A 20,738-nucleotide genomic window follows, 5' to 3' on the forward strand; every position below is an offset into this window, starting at 1 on the left:
CTGCACCCGTGTCCACCACACCCGAACCCCGCAACGACCATGTTCACGGCCACAGCGCACTTCTCGGCGTGCGGCGCTTCCTGACCAAGGAGTCGGTCGGCGACCACGGCCGGACCCTGCACCAGATCGACTCCGGAGCCTGGGAGTCCTTCTACCGCGACCGGTGGAGCTACGACCGCGTCGTGCGGTCCACCCACGGCGTGAACTGCACCGGGTCGTGCTCCTGGAACGTCTTCGTCAAGGACGACCTGATCACCTGGGAGCACCAGGCCACCGACTACCCCACCACCGGTCCCGACAGCCCGGACTACGAACCGCGCGGCTGCCCCCGCGGCGCGTCGTTCTCCTGGTACGAGTACTCGCCCTCGCGCGTGCGGCACTCGTACGTGCGCGGCTCGCTGATCACCATGTTCCGCGCCGGACTCGCACGGTTCGGTGACCCGGTGGCGGCGTGGGCGGACATCGTCGAGGACCCCCGCAAAGCGACTGTCTACAAAGGACAGCGCGGCCGTGGCGGGTTCGTGCGCGCCTCCTGGGACGAGGTGACGACGATGGTCGCCGCCGCACACGTGTACACCACCAAGACCTACGGGCCCGATCGCGTGGTCGGGTTCTCCCCTATCCCGGCGATGTCGATGGCGTCCTTCGCGGCCGGCACCCGGTACCACGCGCTGCTGGGCGGCACGTTGTTGTCGTTCTACGACTGGTACGCCGACCTGCCGGTCGCCTCGCCCCAGGTCTGGGGCGACCAGACCGACGTCCCCGAGGCCGCGGACTGGTGGAACTCGACCTACCTCGTCATGTGGGGCTCGAACATTCCGGTCACCCGCACCCCGGACGCGCACTTCCTCGCCGAGGCCCGTTACCGCGGCACCAAGGTCGTCGCGGTCAGCCCCGACTACGCCGACAACGTCAAGTTCGCTGACGACTGGCTCGCCCCGCACCCCGGCACCGACGGGGCGCTGGCGATGGCGATGGGGCACGTGGTGCTGACCGAGTTCTTCGCAAACCGCCAGGTGCCCTACTTCACCGACTACGTGCGGTCCTACACGGACCTGCCGTTCCTGGTCACGCTGCGGGAGCGCGAGCCCGGCGTGTACGTCTCGGACCGGTTCCTGACCGCCGCCGACCTCGGCGACGAAAGCACGGGCGCCCAGCACAAGACCGTGCTGCTCGACGACGCGTCCGGCGAACCGGTGGTGCCGGGCGGGTCGCTGGGGTTCCGGTACTCCCCCGAGGGCGAGGGCCGGTGGAACCTCGACCTCGGCGACGTCGTCCCCGCGCTCGGCGTGCTCGGCCACGCGAGTGGGCAGGTCGAGGTCGACCTCGCGCGGTTCGACATCGGCGAGACAGAGGGCGGATCCACCATGCGTCGCGGCGTCCCGGTGATGCGCGTCGGCGACCAGCTCGTCACCGGTGTCTTCGACCTCGTGCTGGCCCAGTACGGCGTGCGGCGCGGCGACCTGCCCGGCGAGTGGCCCGCCGGGTACGACGACGCGGAGTCCCCGCACACCCCGGCCTGGCAGGAACGGATCACCGGCGTGCCGGCGGTGCTGGCAGCGAAGATCGGCCGCGAGTTCGCCCGCAACGCCGAACGCAGCCGCGGCCGGTCCCTGATCGCACTGGGCGCCGGCGCGAACCAGTGGTTCCACTCCGACATGACCTACCGCGCGTTCATCGCGCTGGTCACCCTCACCGGCTGCCAGGGCGTCAACGGCGGCGGCTGGGCGCACTACGTCGGTCAGGAGAAGGCCCGGCCGATCACGGGACAGCAGCACATGAGCTTCGCCTTCGACTGGCAGCGCCCGATGCGCCACCAGGCCAGCACTCCGTTCTGGTACCTGCACACCGACCAGTGGCGCTACGAGAAGGTGCCCGCCGACGAGCTGGCCTCTCCACTGGGACAGGGCCGGTTGGCGGGCATGACCTTCGCCGACACCGTCGCGGCCGCCCAGCGGATGGGCTGGTCGCCGGGTCACCCCGCGTTCAACCGCAATCCCCTCGACCTCACCGACGAAGCCGCGGCCGCCGGTGTGAGCACGGCCGAACACATCGTCGCCGAGCTCCGCGCCGGGCGCCTCAAGGCCGTCGCGGACGACCCCGACGACCCGGCGAACTTCCCGCGCTGCCTGACGTTGTGGCGGGCCAATCTGCTCGGTTCGTCCGGCAAGGGCAACGAGTTCTTCATGAAGCACCTGCTCGGTGTGGACTCCCTCGCCTCGGCGGAGGAGTGCGGGCCGGACGAGCGGCCCCGGGACGTGGCGTGGCGGGACGAGGCACCGACCGGGAAGCTCGATCTGCTCACCGCCATCGACTTCCGGATGACCAACACCGGCCTGCACGCCGACGTCGTGCTGCCCGCCGCGACCTGGTACGAGAAGCACGACATCTCCACCACCGACATGCACCCGTTCGTGCACGCGTTCTCCCCCGCGGTCGCGCCGCCTGCCGAGGTGCACACCGACTACGACGCGTTCCTCTCGATCGCGGACAAGGTCAGCGAGCTGGCGGTCACCCACCTCGGTACCCGTCACGACGTGCTGGCCGCGCCGTTGCAGCACGACACCCCGGACGAGCTCGCGACGCCGTCGGGCCGGGTGCGGGACTGGAAGCGCGGCGAGTGCGAGCCGGTGCCGGGCGTGACCATGCCGAAGCTGATCGAGGTCGAACGCGACTACACCCTCATCGGCGCGAAGATGCGCGCGGTCGGCCCGCTGCTCGACAAGCTCGGCACCACGACGAAGGGCATCACGGTCGACGTCACCGCGGAACTCGAATACCTGCGCCATCAGAACGGTGTCGTCACCGACGGCCCGTTCGCCGGCCGACCGTCACTGTCCACAGCGGACCGGATGTGCGAGGCGATCCTCGCCCTGTCCGGCACGACGAACGGCCGCGTGGCTCGCGTTGGCTTCCTGCAGCTGGAGAAGCGCACCGGACAGCGGTTCACCGACCTCGTCGAGGGCCACGAGACCCACCACGTCACCTACGCGGCCACGCAGGAGGCGCCACAGCCGGTCGTCACCAGCCCGGAGTGGTCCGGCTCGGAGAAGGGCGGGCGCCGGTACTCGCCGTTCACCATCAACGTCGAACGCCTCAAGCCCTGGCACACCCTCACCGGCAGGCAGCACTTCTTCGTCGAGCACGACTGGGTCGCCGAGCTGGGCGAGCACCTGCCCGGCTACCGGCCGCCGCTGAACATGGCGCGGCACTTCGGCAAGCCAGGCGAACTGGCCGACGGCGGTGTGACGGTCAGGTTCCTCACCCCGCACGCGAAGTGGTCGATCCACTCGATGTACCACGACAACGAGCTGATGCTCGCACTCTCGCGCGGTGGCCCGGTGATCTGGATGAGCGTGCAGGACGCCGCCAAGATCGGCGTCGCCGACAACGACTGGGTCGAGGCCTTCAACCGCAACGGCGTGATCGTGGCCCGCGCGGTGGTCAGCCACCGGATGCCCGAGGGCACGGCGTTCCAGTACCACTCGCCGGAACGCACCGTGAACGTGCCCAAGACAGAGAAAACCGGCCGTGGCAAGGGAAAGCGCGGCGGTTACCACAACTCGATGACCCGCCTGCTCGTCAAGCCGACGCACCTCGCGGGTGGCCACGCCCAGATGACCTACGCCTTCAACTACTACGGCCCCATCGGCAGCCAGCGCGACGAGATCACCGTCATCCGCCGCCGCACGCAGGAAGTGGAGTACTGACATGCGGATCCGCGCCCAGGTCGCCATGGTGATGAACCTCGACAAGTGCATCGGCTGCCACACCTGCTCGGTCACGTGCAAGCAGACGTGGACCAACCGCGAAGGCACCGAATACGTCTGGTTCAACAACGTCGAGACCAAACCCGGCATCGGCTACCCGAAGCACTACGAGGACCAGGAGCGCTGGAAGGGCGGCTGGCGGCTCGATGCCAAGGGCCGTCTGGTGTTGCGCTCCGGCGGCCGGGTCAAGCGGCTGTCCCGAATCTTCGCCAACCCAGACCTGCCGACGCTCGACGACTACTACGAGCCGGCGACGTTCGACAAGGACGTCCTCGTGTCCGCGCCGGCCGGGCTGACCGACACCCCGGTCAAGCAGCCCCGGTCCGCCCTCACCGGCGAACCGATCAGCCTCGACTGGGGCGCCAACTGGGAGGACGGGCTCGGCGGTGCCCACGAGCGCGCCGCCACCGACCCGAACATCACCGCGATGGCGCCCGACGCGGCGGCGCGGGTGAAGTTCGAGTTCGAGAAGACCTTCATGTTCCACCTGCCGCGCATCTGCGAGCACTGCCTCAACCCCGCCTGCGTCTCGGCGTGCCCGTCCGGCGCGATGTACAAGCGCGAGGAGGACGGCATCGTCCTGGTCGACCAGGACCGCTGCCGTGGCTGGCGCATGTGCGTGACCGCCTGCCCCTACAAGAAGGTCTACGTCAACCACGCCACCGGCAAGGCGGAGAAGTGCACCTTCTGCTTCCCGCGCATCGAGGCCGGACAGCCCACCATCTGCTCGGAGACCTGCGTCGGCCGGCTGCGCTACCTCGGCCTGGTGTTCTACGACGAGGACGCCGTGCTCGCCGCCGCCTCCGTACAGGACGAGCAGGAACTGCTTGCCGCACAACGGAAGGTGTTCCTGGACCCGCACGACCCCGAAACCGTCCGCCTGGCCACCGAGGCCGGGCTCCCGCAGGAGTGGGTGCTCGCCGCGCAGTCGTCGCCGGTGTGGCGGCTGATCAGCGACTACCAGATCGCGCTCCCCCTGCACCCGGAGTACCGCACCCTGCCGATGGTCTGGTACGTCCCACCGCTCTCGCCCGTGCTGGATGCGGTCGGTGCCGCGGGCCTGGACGACACCGACGCCGACGACGTCTTCCACACCATCCGCGACCTGCGCATCCCCGTGGAGTACCTCGCCGAGCTGTTCACCGCGGGGGACGTCGACGCGGTCGCCGGCGTGCTGATGAAGCTCGCCGCGATGCGTTCCTACATGCGGGCCAGGACCCTCGACGGCACGGTCGCCGAGGAGCTGTGCTCGGCAGTGGGCATGTCCGGTGCGGAGATCGAGGACATGTACCGGCTGCTCGCCATCGCCAAGTACGACGAGCGTTACGTCATCCCCACCGCCTACGCCAAGGACGCCGTCGCGCTGGAAGCACAGGTTGCGTCCACTTCGGACTGTTCACTGGACTGCGCCGGCGGACCCGGGATGACCGAACCCGCCGTCGCCGAGCGGTTCCACCTCGTGGCCGACGGCGGCCAGACCCGTCCAGGGCGCAAAAGCCTGTTCGCCCGTCGCGGCGACGGCAGGCTCGGCCTGTCCATCGACCCGGCCGGGGAGCGATCATGAACGAACAGTCCACTGTGGCCGGAGCGGACCGAACCCGCCTGTTCGAGCTCGCCTCCGCATTGCTCACCTACCCGGATGCGCACCTGCACGCGGCAGGCGACGAGTTGCGCGCGGCCGTCGGCGAGATCGGCCACGAAGAAGTGCGCAGGCAGCTCGCGACGTTCCTCGAATGGTTCCTGCGCACCGACGCGACTGAGATCGAGACCCACTACGTGCAGACCTTCGACCTGCGTCGCCGCTCCGGGCTGTACCTGACCTACTACCTGCACGGCGACACCCGCAAACGCGGAATCGCCCTGCTCACCCTCAAACAGCGCTACCGCGCCCACGGGTTGCGCCTGACCGACGGCGAGCTGCCCGATCTGCTGCCGGTCGTGCTGGAGTTCGCCGCCGTCGCGGGCCCCGGTGACGGCGAGGCACCGCTGCGCCAGCACCGCCGCGGCATCGAACTCCTGCGTGCCGCACTGGACGAGAACGGGTCGCCCTACCGGCACCTGCTCGAAGCGGTGGTCACCGCGCTGCCACCGCTGACCGAGATCGACAGGGACGCGATCCGAGCCCTGGCCGAGGACGGTCCGCCTGTGGAGTCCGTCGGCCTCTCGCCCTACGGCACGGATGTCGACTCGATCGGCTTCGGCCCGTCCCTGAGCACCGATCCCTGCGGGCACGCCCGCCCTTCGATGGAGAGCGCCCGATGAACACTCTCGTCTGGATCGTCATCCCCTACGTCTGCCTGGCGGTCTTCGTCGTCGGCCATGTGTGGCGGTGGCGCCATGACCAGTTCGGCTGGACCACCCACACCAGCCAGCTCCTGGAAAGCCGCCTGCTGCGCCTGGGCTCTCCGCTGTTCCACCTCGGCGCGTTCGGCGTCATCGCCGGCCACGCCATGGGTTTGCTCGTGCCGGCCTCGCTGACCGAGAAGATCGGCATCCCCGGGCACCTGTACCACGCGGCCGCCGTGTGGGGCGGCACCATCACCGGCATCGTGCTCGTCGTAGGCCTCGTGCTGCTGATCGCCCGCCGCTTCGTCAACGGCCGCATCCGTCGCGTCACCACGACGATGGACAAGGTGCTCTACGTGGCACTCGCGGCGATGGTCATCCTCGGCATGACCGCCACCATCGGAACCAACCTGCTCAGCGAGGGCTACGACTACCGCGAGACGATCGCGGTCTGGTTCCGCGGCGTCTTCTGGTTCTCCCCCGAGACCCACCTGATGACCGAAGCACCCCTGGTCTACCAACTCCACGCGATCGGCGGCTTCCTGTTCCTCGCGCTGTGGCCGTTCACCCGGCTCGTGCACGTGTGGTCGGCACCGCTCGCCTACCTGTGGCGGCCCTACGTCGTCTACCGAGCCCGCCGACACGCACCCGTCACACCCGTCCCAGCCCCCGCCGCAGTGCGCGATCGCGCAGTTCACCGCGCTCACCGATGACCAGCCGGAGAGACGCGACCGACCCGGCCGACCAGGACCGGGTGCCGGCGTCACAACTCGGTGTTGATCACTGCCTCGACCAGGACCTCACCGTTGTCGGTCAGCGTGACCTCGTCGGCGTCGACCACGGCAAAGCCGCGCTCGGCCAAGGACTCGAACTTCTCCTTCCACGGAGAGTCGTGCAGGGACCTGCCGTACCTGGCACGGTGCAGATCGTCACGGACCGGCCGCAAGGTCGACAGCGCCATCTTGATCGCTCGTGCTTCCTGCGCCTCCTCGTCGAACCCGGTGGCGGAGCCCAGCGGCACTTTGCCCGCGTCGACAGCTTGCGCGTAGTTCTTCCAGTTCACGTCCGTGATGGCCTCGGAGGCTCGGCAGCTCGAACTGCCGCCGAGGCCGATCGCCACCTCGGCCTCCTGCTTGTCCTGGTCCACCATGATGGACTTCCACTTCTCCGGACCGAGGCCGTCACGGGCGAAGTACATCGTGGGGTGCTCGGTGTAGCCCTGCGCGCGCAGGCCGTCGGTCAGGATTTCGCGCATCCGGTACTGCTCCAGGAGAGTCGGCCAGCGGTGGCCGTTCTGGACGAGCTTCTCGCGATACGCCGGGAGCTGCCACGGCGCGGGTTGCTCCCCCGCCACACCGGTCCTCGTCTCGGCATACGACTTCAGGTGCAGCTTGGTGCACACCAGGGCGGTGATCTCGTTCTCCAGCACGATGTCGAGGTCACGCTTGACGCTGTCGACGGTCTGGTCCAGCAGCCCGTACATCAGGTCGATGCTGACCCACTCGAAGCCGGCGGCTTGGGCGTTGTGCACGAAGTCGAGGCACATCTGCGACGTGTGTTCCCGCCCGCACTCCTGAAGCACGTTGTCGTCGAACGACTGCACGCCACTGGACAGCTTGGTGCAGCCCAGTTCTCGGAGGGTGTCCAGTTTCGCCGGTGTGAACGTGCTCGGATCGCCTTCGAAACGGATCGTCGTCTCGTCGGTGAACCCGAAGTTCTCCTGGTAGAAGCCGAGCAGCCGGCGGATCTCCTTCTCCGGCAGCAACGACGGTGTACCACCGAAGACGTTGAACTCGCCGACCGGCGCGTCGGCCAGCTCCGGGACCCGCCGCAGCCACAGTTCGGCTTCCCGGATGTTCCAGTCGACCCAGCGCGCCAGCTTCTCCTCGGCCTGGCCGCCTTTGACCAACACGACCGGGTACTGGCAGAAGCGGCACTTGTAGGCGCAGGTGGGGATGTACGACCACAGGTGGATCGGCGCGGAGCCGACCAGCTGGTCGCTCAGGTCGTCGAGGAAGTCCTCCACGCCGTACCCGGGAACGTTGCCGGGGAACACGTGCGCACCGAACGGGTCTTCGGTGACGTAGTCGAGCAGATGTGCGTTCGCGGGGTCCTGCAGGGCCGCCCACACCCTGGGCTCGTGGTCCATCAGAACACACCTCCGTTGCCGAAGTAGTTGTGCGCCTCCCCGGACTCGCGGTCCTCGCAGTAGTACTTCACGAACTCGGCGAACCTGTCCTCCGGCACCTCGTCGAAGCACTCCGGCAGGGGCGGCGGATACCCGATGTCCTCACCGACCTCGGCGCGCAACCGCGCGAAGATCTCGTCCCGGAACTCGAAGTACAGCCGGTACGCGGGCGTTTTGTACGAGTGGATCGCGAGGAAGTCCACGACCCGCATCTCGTCCTTGATCTCCGCGATCCGGGCTCCGAGCCGAGCCGCGAGGTCCTCGCCGAAGAACGCCACCACGGCGTCGTCGTCCAAAAGGGACGGTGTGAGCAGAACGGGCAGGATCGTGTTCTTCGGGGTGAAGTCCTTGATGGAGAACTCCCACGCCTGCAACGCCTCCGCTTCGGTCAGGTCGGCGGTCTTCGGCGGCGCTTCCGGCCTGATGTCGCGCATGACGATGATGCCGTCGTTGCCGTACGCGCGGCCTGCGATCACTTCGTCGAGCGCGTGGTTGACGCGCCGCGGGTTGATCTCGACCTTCGAGCGCGGCACGTAGGTGATGTCGTGTCCGCTGCCGCGGACCTTGATACCGAAGTCCCAGTCGTCGGAGAGGTGGTTGACGAACCGTCCGTGTTGCAGTTGGTAGAAGATCTCGATGCCGCCGACGTCCTCGTAGGCCTGACGCTCGACCGCGAAACCCTTGCCGTCCGGAAACCCGCCGAACAGCGCGAAGGTCACCGCACGGCAGCGCAGGGTTCGATCGATGGCGTCCCAGAGTCGCGGCCTGCCGACGAAGTGCTCAGCGTTGTAGTAGTAGTCGCACACACCGATCGCAGCCTTGTCCCGCTCCATCGCCGCGTGCAGTTCGGTGAGCCATCGAGGGTCCACTTGACAGTCCGCGTCGGCGGAAACCAGGTAGAAGCGTTCGCCGGGGGCCTCGCGGTTGCGACTTCGCCGCGCGGCGAACTCCATGCCGGTTCTCCGTGCGCACGCCACGCCCTGCTCACGTTCACTGATTACGTGCACGTCGGCCTTCGAGCGTTCGGCGAACCTTCGCGCCCTGGCGACCGTGTCGTCGGTGGAGTTGTTGTCCACCACCACGATCTCGTACATGTCAGGATCAATGTCGTCCTGGTTGTGCAGGGACAACAGCACGTCGTCGATGTTCGCGGCCTCGTTGTACACCGGCAGCACCACGCTGAGCCGGACGTTCTCGCCCATCGCGGGCGGAAACAAGGTGCTCACGAGATCATTGGCGGCCTCGCGGTTGTGCGTGCCGAGTCGTTGGTTGTGCGCCACCACTTCCGCCCGCCTCTCCCTGTTCGTCATGAGTTCATGAGTCTGCTCAGCGAACTCCCGCGTCGGCAGGTCGTGTACCAGGATGTCCAGAACAGGCGCCTCGAATCCCGCGTACACGGTGTCGTACAAGGCATAGCGACTCGCGATGTACGGCACGCCCGCCGCGATCGCCTCGCCGATCGGGTTGCCGTAACTCTCGTAGTCATAAGACGTCAGAAAGGACACGACGTCGGCGTGCGCGAGCAAGTCGCGCACCGAGAACCCGTCTCCGGCCGACTCGCACGGTTCGAGCACGCCACCGAACACGACAGGCACCCCCAGTTCCTCCGCGAGCGCGCGAAGCCTCCGGGTTTCCTCCGGGTCTTCCTCCGTGTCACCGGCGACGAACAGACAGGTGTCCCGCAGCTGTGCGAGCAGGTGCAGATCCCGGTCGATGCGTTTCTGCGGGATAATCCTGGTGCACCTGGCGACGATCCTGGCCTGCCGCGGTATGCCGTAGTGCTCCCGGAAGTCCGGCCGCGCCGGACGATCAGGTGGGGCGAAGGTGTTCGGCAGCACAGCCAGGTTGCGCAGCTGAGGCATCCACTCCATGGTGCGCCGCCTCGCTTCCTCGTGCAGCGCGAAGTAGTGGATGTGCGGCGAGTTCACCATTGGAGGCGTTGACACGTAAGGAAAACTGCCATACTTGTCCGGTTCGCTCTGCCACATCAGATCGTGATCGCGCCACAGCACGTAGCGGCCGAGGCTGTGCCGCGTGCCGTAAGCAGCAATCGCTTTGTACAGCGCTTTCGTGTAAGCGACGTTCTCCGGCAACGTACCGTTCTCGACCATGACGAGCGTGACGCCGCGATCTTCCCAAGTGCGCACGATCGCATCGGCGAGCTCGGCCGTGACGCGATCGGTGTCCGGAGGCTGGCCGTTCCGCACGGCCTCCAGGGTCGCCGCAACGAATTCCTGGTCGTAGCCCGCGATCTGCGCGATGCCGTCCACGCGGTCCAGGGTGACCCAGTCGGGACAGGACTCCTGCTGGTAGCGCTGAAAAAAGCGGCCCTTGTCGGCCTTGATGTCGTAGCCGAGGTCGAGATGAACACGACAACCCCGGTCGGAGAAGAGCTTGGCAGTCTTGAGGAACTCCACCACCACACCGGACATGGCCGTGGCATCGAACGAGACACCCCAAAGGACGGGCATAGGCTGCTCCGTTCCGAGTGATTCACTCTCGTTCGAACCTAGCATGAAAGCGCTCTCCCGCCAGGACGACATCTCAACTGGCACGAGCCCGGTCCGTTGACCGCCGGAGCGTGGCACGACACCAGCACCGGTTTCGTCCCGGCGGTCACCAGGCGTCCAGGTCGTGCCGAGACCCCGAGTTCGTCGCCGGCGGCACGAAGCGGTTCCGCCATCCCGTGGTGGGTGAGACGGAACTGCTCCCGCAGCCGCGAAAGCGCGTTGATTGCGACCTCTGCCCGACCGGTTGTTCTTGGCCAGAACGCATGCGACACGAGCGTTTCGCAGCAAGCCGAGCGCACTTGCCTCGCGTAGGCAACCATTCAGGTGGCCCGACTGGTAGAAGCAGTGATGGACCGAGTCGAAAGGCCGTGAAGTAGTGCGCTCACCTGAGGGGTTCGAGGAGTTCGTGGCGGCCGCGTCGCCACGGCTGCTGCGGATGGCTTTTCTGCTCACGCGGGACCTGGGACACGCGGAGGACCTGCTGCAAACGGCCTTGGCGCGGGCGTGGCGGGCCTGGAATCGCGTTGAGGGCGATCCGGAACCTTACGTCCGGCGAATCATCGTGACCGTCCACGCCACCTGGTGGCGGCGCCGGTGGAGGGGTGAGGAACCAACCGGTGAGCTGCCGGACAGACCGGGCGAGTCCCCGCAGGACGCGGTGAGCGAGCGCGAGTGGCTCTGGCACGCGCTGGGCCGGTTGCCGCGCAAGCAGCGCACCGTGCTGGTGCTGCGGTTCTACGAGGACCTCACCGAGGCGCAGGTGGCCGGTCTGCTCGGCTGCTCCGTCGGCACGGTCAAGAGCCAGGCCAGCAAGGCGCTGGCCAAGCTGCGGCTCGACGACACGATCACCACGTTCGAAGGGGTGCGGCGATGAACCTGACGGACCTCAGCGAGGTGCTGCGCGACCGCGCCGACCTCGACGACTCGTCCCACGAAGCGCGAATGGCGGGCGTGCGGGCGAGGGTGTCGGCCACCCGGCGTCGTCGAGCGGTCGCCGGCGCCGCCTTCGTGGTGCTCGCGCTCGTCGGCATCGTGTACGCGGTGCTCCCCCGCGTCGGCCCGCCACCCGAACCCGCCGTGCCGACGCGCAGCCTGCCGGAATACCGGTACGGCACCAGGCTCCTCGCCCAGGCGTGGGGAGACCTGCCCTCGACCAGCGCGACCATCCGGTTCGTGCCGAAGTCGATGGACCTCACGCTGTTCACTCAGTGCGACATCGGACAGGACAAAAGACTGCTCGTCGACGTCACCATCAACGGCCGGTCGATGTACGACGAGAACCGAACCTGTGGCAGCGTCACCAGCACGACGTGGAGCAGTTTTGGTGTCGTACCGGGACAGCCGTCCGTCATCACGCTGACCGTGGCCGGCGAGCAGGGCGAGTCCGAGTCGTGGCCACCGCCCTTGCTCCCTCTTCCGGCGAGCGGCACGTTCGCCGTCGGCATGGGCGAGGCGGTCCAGGTGAGTGAGTACCCGTTCCCTCCGCGCCCGCAGACGCTGGAGAAGTTGTCCGAGAACCGCCGGGACGTGGCGATCGAACTGCGGGCCGACCCGGTGGAGCCGGCCGCGAAGAAGGAGATCACCGTCGAATGGCCCGGCACCAACCTGATGCTGGTGCAGATGAACACGCCCGGAAGGCTGCGCGTCCTGGTCAACGACGTCGTGGTCATCGACCTCTCCCATTGGGCCTACAACGTGCACCAAACGCAACTCGACCGCTACGACTGGGAGAGGGGGATCAACGGGCTCCAGCTGTCGAAGGGGCAGCTCGTCAAGATCACCGTGATCCCCGAACGCACCACAGGTGACTGGAACGTGACGCTCTCCCCCCGATGACAACGGACCGGGCGCTCGGCGGCGATCGTGACGGCCAGGAACAGATGCGCCACCAATGCCAGCACGGCCCAGCGGTACCACGACGTCAAGGTGTTCATTCTAGGCTGGGCGGATGAAGGTTCTCTCCATCCAGTCGGTCGTCGCCCACGGCCACGTCGGCAACTCCGCCGCCGTGTTCCCGCTGCAGCGCATCGGGGTCGAGGTCGTCCCGATCCCCACGGTGAACTTCTCCAACCACACCGGGTACGGCGCGTGGCGCGGTCCGCTCCTGCCGCCGTCAGACGTGGCCGAGATCCTGCTCGGTGTGGAGGAACGCGGAGTGTTCCCGCAGGTCGACGCCGTGCTGTCCGGTTACCAGGGCGGCACGGGCATCGCCGACGTGATCATCGACGCGGTGCGCAGGGTGAAGGCCGCGAACCCGGCGGCGCTCTACGCGTGCGACCCGGTGATGGGCAACGCCAAGTCCGGCTGCTTCGTCGCGCCCGAGATCCCCGTGCTGCTGCGCGACCGGGTCGTGCCGGTGGCCGACATCATCACCCCGAACCAGTTCGAGCTGGGCTTCCTCACCGGCACCGAGCCGGCGAGCGTCGAGGAGACGCTGGCGTCGGCCGACCTCGCCCGCGCGATGGGCCCGTCGACCGTGCTGGTCACGAGCCTCGAGCGGCCTGACCGGGAGGAGGGCACGATCGAGATGCTCGTCGTGGACACCGCCGGGTCGTGGCTCGTGAGCACCCCGCACCTGCCGTTCAAGGCGAACGGGTCCGGCGACGTCACGGCCGCACTGTTCACCGCCCACTACGTGCAGACGAAGGACGCGGCGCTGGCACTGGAGCGCACCGCGTCGAGCGTCTTCGACCTGATCGACCTCACCTACCGCTCGGGTGAGCGCGAGCTGCGACTGGTGCAGGCCCAGGAGTTCTACGCGACGCCGCGGATGCAGTTCAAGGCCGAGCAGGTGCGCTGAGCCCGACCCGCGGGCGATCGCCACGCAGGAAGAACCGCGACGACGAACGGACCTGCAGCCTGACTCCGGGAGCGGGTGATCGGGTCGTGGGACACGTCGCGGTTCAGGCCAGCGGACAGTCAGGCCTCGGCGCACCGCCCACTCGGCAACTTCCCCACAACTTCGCCGCCTCCAGCACCGGCTGGCACCTCGATGACGTGTCCGATCACGCAACCGCCAGTGGGCAGCTCTGCCGCGTAGAACAAGCTCCCCACGGGTGCGAGGTCTCCTTCACGGGCCACGCGCACCACCGAACCAGCGCCAAACCCGGCTTCCTTCAGCCGTTGAAGTGCAACCTCGGCGTCGGCCGCGACCGCCGACCGCCGGGTGTTGCCACCAGCACAGGGATTTCCACTGCTGTCAAGGCAAAGTCCCTTGCGGTGGATGACGCGGTCAAGATCCGGAAATCGGGAGTCAGCGTCGGTGCGCTGCGCGGCGGTGACCGGTGCTCGACGTGCCCGATCTTCTGCTTGTCGGATACACAACCGTTCTGAGTCCGGCGTGGCAAGCCCGACGCACGTGCCGCTCTGCGGATTGGGTGCAGCGGACCGGGTCGCTTCCACCGTCCACCACGTGCCTGCGCCAAGGACCACAACAGCGAGAACGCCCAGCACCACGAGGCTGGTTCGCCGCGACGGGCGGCTCTGCGGCAGCTCGTCTGGAGCATGCTCGAGGCGGAGATCAGACACAGCTTCAAGTCTAGGGGGCACTCGGTAGCACTTGCCATCGGTGTGTGGACTCAAAGAAGCTTTCCATCAGCGCGTTGCCGCAGGAGTCGCCGACCGAGCCCGTCGACGGCAGGATTCCGTTGTCCGGTGGACCAGCTGCCGTATTCCACGCGGACGCTTCGGGGTCGAGCCCATCCTCCGGGTACTGGGTATCGCCGACATCCACACCACCTCCGGCGACACCTGTGGCAGCGTGGCCCTTCGATCAGACGGCAACACCCGCCTCACTGATCAGTCCTCAGTGGACTGATCAGTGAGGCGGGTGTTGCCGCCGGGCGAGGCTCGCGATGGTTGTAGTGCGACACGTGGCGGTCCGCCGCCGACGTGACGTTGAGATCAGTCGACCAGATTCAGCGGCGTACCGTTGACGATTCCGGTGAGTCCCGAGCCTTGACACTCCGTCGGTCACCAAGGCGGCTGGACAGAGAACCCGTCGGCCCAATGATCATGACGCGTGCTGCGATCGCGGCGTTCGGGAAAATTGGGCAGCCACAACGGAACGAGACCGTGCTGCTACCCAGCGACACGGCCGGAAGAGAGCTCCGGCATTCCCTGCTCGTTTCCGCTGAACCACGCGTTCACGCTGGTAGGCTGCGATGAGTCACATGACGGCGGTGTCCGGGGAGGCGCCGCTCTCCGGGGGGAGTGTCATGTCATCGTCCAGGGTGGAAGCACGTCCATACGGCGAGTTATGGGGCTCCACGCGGCTCAGACCCGTGTGTCGACGCATCGGCGGTCGCAGGTAAGGGGCCGCGGCGGTGGAGACGGTTATCCGTGTGCTGCTCCTCGACGACTGCTCGTTGACGCGGGCGGGGGTTCGGGCGGTTCTCTCGGTGTCGCCGGACATCGACATCATCGGCGAGGCGAAGGATCTCGACAGTGCGGCGAAGTGCGTCGACGAGAGCGCGCCGGACGTCGTGGTGGTCAACGCGCAGGCCGAGGAGGTCGAGCCTGAGGAGTTGATCGACTCCTTGTCGCGGCGATGTCCCGGGTGGCCGGGGCGGATCCTGATGATCGTCGCGGACGGCACCGAGGTCAACGTGCCGTCGGCCGCGGTGGGCACGTTGATGCGGCGAGCCACGCCGGAGGAGTTCGTGCTGGCGCTGCGGATGGTCGCGGCGGGGTACTCGGTGTTCCCGTCCGACCGCGTGGGTGACCGGCCGGTGCGGGCGGCGGAGGCGAAAGTGGTCGATTCGGCGCGGGTGGCCGAACAGCTCTCGCACCTGACGCAGCGCGAGCTGGTCGTGCTGCGGCTGCTGGCGCAGGGGCGCACCAACGCCGAGATCTCCGCGGAGCTCGTCGTCAGCGAAAGCACGGTGAAGTCGCATGTGCAACACGTGCTCACCAAGCTGGGCATGCGCAACCGGGTGGGGGCGGCGATCTACGCCCACGAGGCGGGCATCCTCGGCCCCGAGCAGGAAGCCGCGCCGTGAGCGGCTCCGGGGGACGCGGACGTCCCCGGAGCACGCCGTCACACGAGGGCCGCGGCCGCGGGCAGCTCCGCCAGGGCGGCGGTGATCTGTTCCTGGCTGGGCTGGTGGTCGTCGAGCGTGCCGGCGAGGTAGGACTCGTAGGCGGCCATGTCGAAGTGCCCGTGCCCGGACACGTGGGTGAGAATGACGCGCTCCTCCCCCGCCTCCCTGGCCGCCAGCGCCTCGTCGATCGCACCGCGCACGCCGTGCGCGGACTCCGGGGCCATCACGAAGCCCTCGTTGCGGGCGAAGGTGACCGCGGCGCTGAAGATGTCTCTCTGGGCGTAGGACCGGGCCTGAATGAGGCCGTGCTCCACCAGGACGCCCATGGTCGGCGAGCTGCCGTGGTGGCGCAGGCCGCCCGCGTGGATCGGCGCGGGCATGAAGTTGTGGCCCAGCGTGTACATCGGCAGCACCGGGCCCAGCGATGCGGTGTCGGGATAGTCGTAGGCGTAGGCGCCGCGCGTGAGGCTGGGGCACGCGTCCGGCTCGACGGCCACGAACCGAGTGCCGGTCCGGTGGCCGGCGAGCCGGTCCCGCAGGAACGGATAGGCCAGGCCCGCGTAGCCGGAGCCGCCGCCGACGCACCCGATCACCACGTCCGGGTAGTCGTCGAAGATCTCCAGCTGCTTGCGGGCCTCCAGGCCGATCACGGTCTGGTGCAGCAGCACGTTGTTGGAGATGGACCCGAGCGCGAACCTGGTGTCGTCACGGGACAGCGCGTCCTGCACGGCCTCGCTGATGGCGACGCCGATGCTGCCCGGCGAGTCCGGGTCCGCCGCCAGCGCCGCCCGGCCCGACTCCGTGCGGTCGCTGGGCGAGGGGTGCACGTCCGCGCCCCACGTCGACATCAGCATCTTCCGGTACGGCTTCTGGTCGTAGGACGAGCGGACCATGTAGACGGTCACGTCGAGCCCGAACAGCGAGCCGGCGAACGACAGCGCCGAGCCCCACTGCCCGGCACCCGTCTCGCTGGTCAGCCGCTTCACGTTGTCCTGCTTGGCGTAGTACGCCTGCGGCACGGCGGTGTTCGGCTTGTGGGAGCCGGCCGGCGACACTCCCTCGTACTTGAAGTAGATCCGCGCGGGGGTGTCGAGGGCGCGTTCCAGCCGGGTGGCGCGGTACATCGGCGACGGGCGCCAGATCCGGTACAGGTCGCGCACCTGGTCGGGGATCTCGATCCAGCGCTCCCGCGAGAACTCCTGCTCGACGACCCCGCTGGGCAGCAGCGGCAGCAGGTCGTCGGGCGCGAGCGGGGCGAGGGTCCGCGGGTGCAGCGCGGGCGGCAGTTCAGACGGCAGGTCCGCGACGATGTTGTACCACCGGTCCGGCAGGTCGTTCTCGGACAGCACGACTTTTCTGATCATGGAATAGTCCTCGCTCACGGGTGGCGCCTTCGGATTCCGGGCATACGGAAGTGGTTTCCGACGGTAACGACGTGGCGACGTGCGGTCGATCGTCTTCGTGATGAATTCCGGACGCGCCGTCTCGTCATTTCGGCCGATCGACAGGCCGGGAAATGCGCCGAAACGCGGACGTCGAATACCGCGCGGGGATAAAGTGCCGGCATGGAGGGGAATCAACTGCGGGGCGCGCTGCTCGCGGGCGCGGGAACGGTGTTGGCCGGGACCTCGTTCGCGGCCACGGGACTGCTCGTCGGCTACCCGTTCATGTCCGGTCAGACGCTGCGGTTCGCCGCCGGCACGCTGGCACTGGGGGTCGTGCTGCTGTGGACGCGGTCGGCGCTGCCGCGTCCGACGGTCCGCGAACTGGCGCTGCTCGCCCTGCTGGCCGCGACCGGCCTGGTCGGCTTCAACCTGGCATCGCTCGCGGCCCTGCGCTTCTCGGAGCCGGCGGCGCTGGGCGTGGTGGTCGGCGGCACGCCGCTGGTGGTGGCGCTGACCGTGCCGCTGCTGGCGGGCAAGCGCCCGTCCGCGCCGCTGATCGGCGCGTCGCTGCTGGTCGTGCTGGGTGCGGCGGTGGTCATCGGTTGGGGCGCGACGACACCGGCGGGGTTCGGGTTCGCGGTGCTGGCGCTGCTCGGCGAGACCGCGTTCACGATCCTGGCCGTGCCGGTGCTCCCCCGGCTGGGACCGGTGGTCGTCTCGGCCTACGTGTGCGCGCTGGCCGCGGTCGAGATGGCGGTCCTGACGCTGGCGCTGGAGTTCCCGCACGCGTTGCGAGCACCGACCGCGAGCGAGGCGTGGGCGCTGGTCTACCTGGCCGTCGGGGTCACCGCGGTGGCGTTCATCTGCTATTACGCGGGCATCCAGCGGCTGGGTGCGGAGCGGACGAGCCTGTTCGCGGGGCTGATCCCGGTGGCCTCGGCCTTCGCCGCGCCGTTGGTCGGCACCGGCGCGCTGGGCCTCGCGCAGGTGGCGGGCAGCGTCCTGGTGGGCATCGGCATCACCGTGGGGATGGTCGCGCAGAACACCGAAAGGCCAAAATGATGAGGAACAATTCATCATTTCGATCCGTGGACTTCTCTTCCAGGCGCTGCCTAATCTTTTCGCCATGTCCCAGACAACCGGTCCGGTCGATCTGACCCAACACGAGATTGCTGCGCTGCGAACGAGGTACAACCTCGCCGACGCGCATACCCACCAGGGCCAGTCGGCCAGCCAGGACAAAATAGTCTCCCGCTTGCCGGAGTTGTGGCGGGAATCGGAGGCGATTCGCCAGGCCGACCTGGAGCGGCGTTTCACCGAGGTGTTCTTCCGGCTGCACGGGCAGCCCACCGCGTCCGAGATGGACAAGACGCTGCTGTCCTACTCCGCCAGCGTCGCGACGATGGTCGTCGCGATGTACCTGGCCCGCCGGGGCATGTCCGTCTCCCTGGTGGAACCGTGCTTCGACAACCTCGTCGACCTGCTCAAGCACATGGGCGTGCCGGTGGCGCCGCTGCCCGAGGAGGCTCTTGCCGACCCGGCGGAGATCCGCCGGGGCCTCGACAGGGTCGACACCGGGGCGATCTACCTGGTGGATCCCAACAACCCCACCGGTTTCAGCCTCCTCAAGGACGGCCGGCGCGGGTTCGAGGAGGTCGTGCGGTGGTGCCGCGACACCGGCACCGTGCTGGTGATCGACTTCTGCTTCGCCGCGTTCGCGCTGTGCGACGAGCGGCACGACCGGTTCGACGTCTACCGGCTGCTGGAGGACTCCGGCGTCACCTACCTGGCGATCGAGGACACCGGCAAGACGTGGCCGGTGCAGGACGCCAAGTGCGCGATGATCACCGTCAGCGAGGACATCCGCAAGGAGGTCTACGACCTGCACACCGCGGTACTGCTGAACGTCTCGCCGTTCGTGCTGAACTTCCTGGCCCAGTACGTCGAGGACTCCATCGAGGACAGTTTCGCGTCGGTACGCGAGGTGATCACCCGCAACCGCGAGGCGGCCCGTCGGCACCTCGCGGGCACGGTGCTGGAGCACGTGGAGCCGGTGGTGAACACCAGCGTGGGGTGGTTCCGCATCACCGATCCCGCGACCACCGCCACCGAACTGCAGAAGCGGTTGCAGCGCCACGAGATCTACGTCCTGCCCGGCACCTACTTCTACTGGGACTCGCCGCACCGGGGCGAGCGCTACGTGCGGATCGCGCTGGCGCGCGAGCCGGAGCTGTTCGAGGCCGCGTTGCGGCGCACGCGGGAAGTGCTGCTCGGCCATGGCGACTGACGCGGTGGTGGTCGACGCGTCGGCCTTCCTGGGCATGCACAGCTCCGACGACGCGGTGCGCCGGTCCTGCAAGGCGTTCTTCGCGCTGCGCCTGGACCGGCCGCTGGTGATGAGCCTGGAGGAGGTCGGCCGCTGCGACGACGCGGTGTGGCGGTTCCCGCGCGCCGTCCAGGACGCCTACTACCCGTTCATGGACAACCTGCACACCGACGCCCGGATCGAGCGAGTGTCCTATGAGGAGGACGACGTGCGCACGGCCCTGGACCACCCCGCGCTGGCGGGCCTGCTGATGGCGGAGCGGCTGTTGTTGGGCTTGGTGCTGCGCCTGGGCGCAGTGCTGCACACCGCGAACGACCGCCTGCTGACGCGCCGCCTGCCGGTGCGGCCGATCCCCGAGGCCGACGCCGGGTTCCCCGACGGGCTGGAGCGGCTGTACCGGGAGTCGCTGGCGCTGCGCGTCCCGGCGGGGACGAGGCGGCCGTGCTGACCGGAACCGTCGTGCCGCTGGTGACACCGCTGACCCCGACCGGCCGCGTGAGCGCGGACGGGGTGCGGCGGCTGGTCGACTCCGTGCGTGACGGGGTCGTCGCCCTGCTGCCGGCGCTCAGCTCGGGCGAGGGCTGGCGGTTGTCGCGCGACCAGTGGACCGAGGTCGTGGGCTGGGCAGAGGAGTTCTCCGGCGACCTGCCGGTGCTCGCGGGTGTCACCCTCCCGACGACCGCGGAGGTGGTGCAGCGGTGCCGACTGGCCGCCGACCTCGGGGTCGACGCCGTGGTGATCACCGCGCCGTTCGACCCGGAAGCAACCCAGGAGACGATCTTCCGGCACTACGCGACCGTGCGCGAAGCGGTCGCCCTGCCGATCATGGTTTACAACGAGAACGTGCTGTCCGGCAACGACGCCGACGCCCCGACACTGCGCCGGATCTGCGCGCTGCCCGACGTGGTTGGCGTGAAGGAGTCCAGCGGGTCCACGGCACTGACCCGCGAGCTGGTGGCCGCCCTGCCGGACGTACCGGTGTTCCAGGGGTGGGAACACCTGCTGACGTCGGTCGCCGGCGTGGCGGGGCTGATCGGCCCGCTGTCCAACCTCGAACCGGACCTGTGCACCGCCGCGCTGGTCGACCCGACCCCGGACCGCCAGTCCGAAGTGGACGCCGCGTGCGCCCGGCACGGCCTGCTGCGCGACGACTGGTACCGCGAGGTCAAGCGGGAGCTGTGCCGCCGCGGTGTGCTCGACACCGCCCTGACCGTGGAGGAGCTGAGCTGAC

16 protein-coding genes are annotated in these 20,738 nt (G+C 68.4%); 12 read left to right on the forward strand and 4 right to left on the reverse strand.

What is annotated here, in order from left to right; genetic code table 11:
• Positions 1-8: 8 nt before the first annotated feature.
• From G7043_RS26220 to narI, 4 genes are read left to right on the forward strand one after another with little or no spacing between them, the layout of a single operon-like run.
• Positions 9-3,710 (forward strand): nitrate reductase subunit alpha, encoded by a 3,702-nt coding sequence (locus tag G7043_RS26220; RefSeq protein ID WP_166049854.1) that lies wholly within the window; start codon positions 9-11, stop codon positions 3,708-3,710.
• Between the two features lies 1 nt (position 3,711).
• Entirely contained in the window at positions 3,712-5,334 is a 1,623-nt protein-coding gene (gene narH, locus G7043_RS26225; protein ID WP_166049856.1) for a nitrate reductase subunit beta, read from the forward strand.
• Positions 5,331-6,032 (forward strand): nitrate reductase molybdenum cofactor assembly chaperone, encoded by a 702-nt coding sequence (gene narJ / locus G7043_RS26230; protein ID WP_166049858.1) that lies wholly within the window; start codon positions 5,331-5,333, stop codon positions 6,030-6,032. The genes narH and narJ overlap by 4 nt, the downstream gene beginning before the upstream one ends.
• Positions 6,029-6,769 (forward strand): respiratory nitrate reductase subunit gamma, encoded by a 741-nt coding sequence (narI, locus tag G7043_RS26235; RefSeq protein ID WP_166049861.1) that lies wholly within the window; start codon positions 6,029-6,031, stop codon positions 6,767-6,769. Before narJ ends, narI begins: the two co-directional genes overlap by 4 nt.
• Before the next feature lie 50 nt (positions 6,770-6,819).
• On the opposite strand, the gene G7043_RS26240 is transcribed toward narI, so the two are convergent.
• Together G7043_RS26240 and G7043_RS26245 are read right to left on the reverse strand one after the other, a co-directional pair.
• Positions 6,820-8,205 carry a radical SAM protein gene (locus G7043_RS26240; protein ID WP_166049863.1) on the reverse strand — a complete coding sequence of 462 codons (1,386 nt, stop codon included), beginning with the start codon at positions 8,203-8,205 and terminating at the stop codon, positions 6,820-6,822.
• Positions 8,205-10,715, reverse strand: a complete 2,511-nt coding sequence (locus tag G7043_RS26245; RefSeq protein ID WP_166049865.1) for a glycosyltransferase — start codon at positions 10,713-10,715, stop codon at positions 8,205-8,207. Before G7043_RS26245 ends, G7043_RS26240 begins: the two co-directional genes overlap by 1 nt.
• 415 nt (positions 10,716-11,130) lie before the next feature.
• Here G7043_RS26245 and G7043_RS26250 point away from each other — a divergent pair, with 415 nt between their 5' ends.
• From G7043_RS26250 to pdxY, 3 genes are all read left to right on the forward strand, one after another.
• Positions 11,131-11,628 carry a SigE family RNA polymerase sigma factor gene (locus G7043_RS26250; protein WP_166049867.1) on the forward strand — a complete coding sequence of 166 codons (498 nt, stop codon included), beginning with the start codon at positions 11,131-11,133 and terminating at the stop codon, positions 11,626-11,628.
• Positions 11,625-12,590: a hypothetical protein gene (locus G7043_RS26255; protein ID WP_166049869.1), complete on the forward strand. Its 966-nt coding sequence runs from the start codon at positions 11,625-11,627 to the stop codon at positions 12,588-12,590. Before G7043_RS26250 ends, G7043_RS26255 begins: the two co-directional genes overlap by 4 nt.
• Positions 12,591-12,702: 112 nt before the next feature.
• A complete protein-coding gene (gene pdxY, locus G7043_RS26260) occupies positions 12,703-13,554 on the forward strand; it encodes a pyridoxal kinase PdxY (RefSeq protein ID WP_166049871.1) in 852 nt (283 codons plus the stop codon).
• A 119-nt stretch (positions 13,555-13,673) separates the two neighbouring features.
• Here pdxY and G7043_RS26265 read toward each other — a convergent pair whose 3' ends face one another.
• Positions 13,674-14,282 carry a hypothetical protein gene (locus G7043_RS26265; RefSeq protein ID WP_166049873.1) on the reverse strand — a complete coding sequence of 203 codons (609 nt, stop codon included), beginning with the start codon at positions 14,280-14,282 and terminating at the stop codon, positions 13,674-13,676.
• A 797-nt stretch (positions 14,283-15,079) separates the two neighbouring features.
• Between G7043_RS26265 and G7043_RS49990 the strand changes: the two genes are divergently transcribed.
• Positions 15,080-15,754 carry a LuxR C-terminal-related transcriptional regulator gene (locus tag G7043_RS49990; RefSeq protein WP_166049875.1) on the forward strand — a complete coding sequence of 225 codons (675 nt, stop codon included), beginning with the start codon at positions 15,080-15,082 and terminating at the stop codon, positions 15,752-15,754.
• A 38-nt stretch (positions 15,755-15,792) separates the two neighbouring features.
• Here G7043_RS49990 and G7043_RS26275 read toward each other — a convergent pair whose 3' ends face one another.
• Positions 15,793-17,160, reverse strand: coding sequence for a TrpB-like pyridoxal phosphate-dependent enzyme (locus G7043_RS26275; protein WP_166049877.1), 1,368 nt, complete (start codon positions 17,158-17,160; stop codon positions 15,793-15,795).
• Between the two features lie 201 nt (positions 17,161-17,361).
• Between G7043_RS26275 and G7043_RS26280 the strand changes: the two genes are divergently transcribed.
• The 4 genes from G7043_RS26280 to G7043_RS26295 all read left to right on the forward strand — a co-directional run bounded on the left by G7043_RS26280 (position 17,362) and on the right by G7043_RS26295 (position 20,737).
• Positions 17,362-18,243, forward strand: a complete 882-nt coding sequence (locus G7043_RS26280; RefSeq protein WP_166049879.1) for a DMT family transporter — start codon at positions 17,362-17,364, stop codon at positions 18,241-18,243.
• Positions 18,244-18,307: 64 nt separating this feature from the next.
• A complete protein-coding gene (locus G7043_RS26285; RefSeq protein ID WP_166049881.1) occupies positions 18,308-19,468 on the forward strand; it encodes a pyridoxal phosphate-dependent aminotransferase in 1,161 nt (386 codons plus the stop codon).
• The gene (locus tag G7043_RS26290) at positions 19,458-19,955 is read left to right on the forward strand and encodes a DUF6190 family protein (RefSeq protein ID WP_166049883.1); all 498 of its coding nucleotides are present in this window, start codon (positions 19,458-19,460) and stop codon (positions 19,953-19,955) included. The genes G7043_RS26285 and G7043_RS26290 overlap by 11 nt, the downstream gene beginning before the upstream one ends.
• Positions 19,949-20,737, forward strand: coding sequence for a dihydrodipicolinate synthase family protein (locus tag G7043_RS26295; RefSeq protein WP_166049885.1), 789 nt, complete (start codon positions 19,949-19,951; stop codon positions 20,735-20,737). Before G7043_RS26290 ends, G7043_RS26295 begins: the two co-directional genes overlap by 7 nt.
• The last annotated feature ends 1 nt before the right edge of the window (position 20,738 follow it).

It is taken from the genome of Lentzea alba (assembly GCF_011067745.1).
Taxonomy (GTDB): domain Bacteria; phylum Actinomycetota; class Actinomycetes; order Mycobacteriales; family Pseudonocardiaceae; genus Lentzea; species Lentzea alba.

Excerpts from the sequence above, each read along its gene's own strand:
- narH (WP_166049856.1), top strand. The coding sequence starts at position 3,712 with ATGCGGATCCGCGCCCAGGTCGCCATGGTGATGAACCTCGACAAGTGC.
- narJ (WP_166049858.1), top strand. The coding sequence starts at position 5,331 with ATGAACGAACAGTCCACTGTGGCCGGAGCGGACCGAACCCGCCTGTTC.
- narI (WP_166049861.1), top strand. The coding sequence starts at position 6,029 with ATGAACACTCTCGTCTGGATCGTCATCCCCTACGTCTGCCTGGCGGTC.
- G7043_RS26240 (WP_166049863.1), bottom strand. The coding sequence starts at position 8,205 with ATGGACCACGAGCCCAGGGTGTGGGCGGCCCTGCAGGACCCCGCGAAC.
- G7043_RS26245 (WP_166049865.1), bottom strand. The coding sequence starts at position 10,715 with ATGCCCGTCCTTTGGGGTGTCTCGTTCGATGCCACGGCCATGTCCGGT.
- G7043_RS26255 (WP_166049869.1), top strand. The coding sequence starts at position 11,625 with ATGAACCTGACGGACCTCAGCGAGGTGCTGCGCGACCGCGCCGACCTC.
- pdxY (WP_166049871.1), top strand. The coding sequence starts at position 12,703 with ATGAAGGTTCTCTCCATCCAGTCGGTCGTCGCCCACGGCCACGTCGGC.
- G7043_RS26275 (WP_166049877.1), bottom strand. The coding sequence starts at position 17,160 with ATGATCAGAAAAGTCGTGCTGTCCGAGAACGACCTGCCGGACCGGTGG.
- G7043_RS26280 (WP_166049879.1), top strand. The coding sequence starts at position 17,362 with ATGGAGGGGAATCAACTGCGGGGCGCGCTGCTCGCGGGCGCGGGAACG.
- G7043_RS26285 (WP_166049881.1), top strand. The coding sequence starts at position 18,308 with ATGTCCCAGACAACCGGTCCGGTCGATCTGACCCAACACGAGATTGCT.
- G7043_RS26290 (WP_166049883.1), top strand. The coding sequence starts at position 19,458 with ATGGCGACTGACGCGGTGGTGGTCGACGCGTCGGCCTTCCTGGGCATG.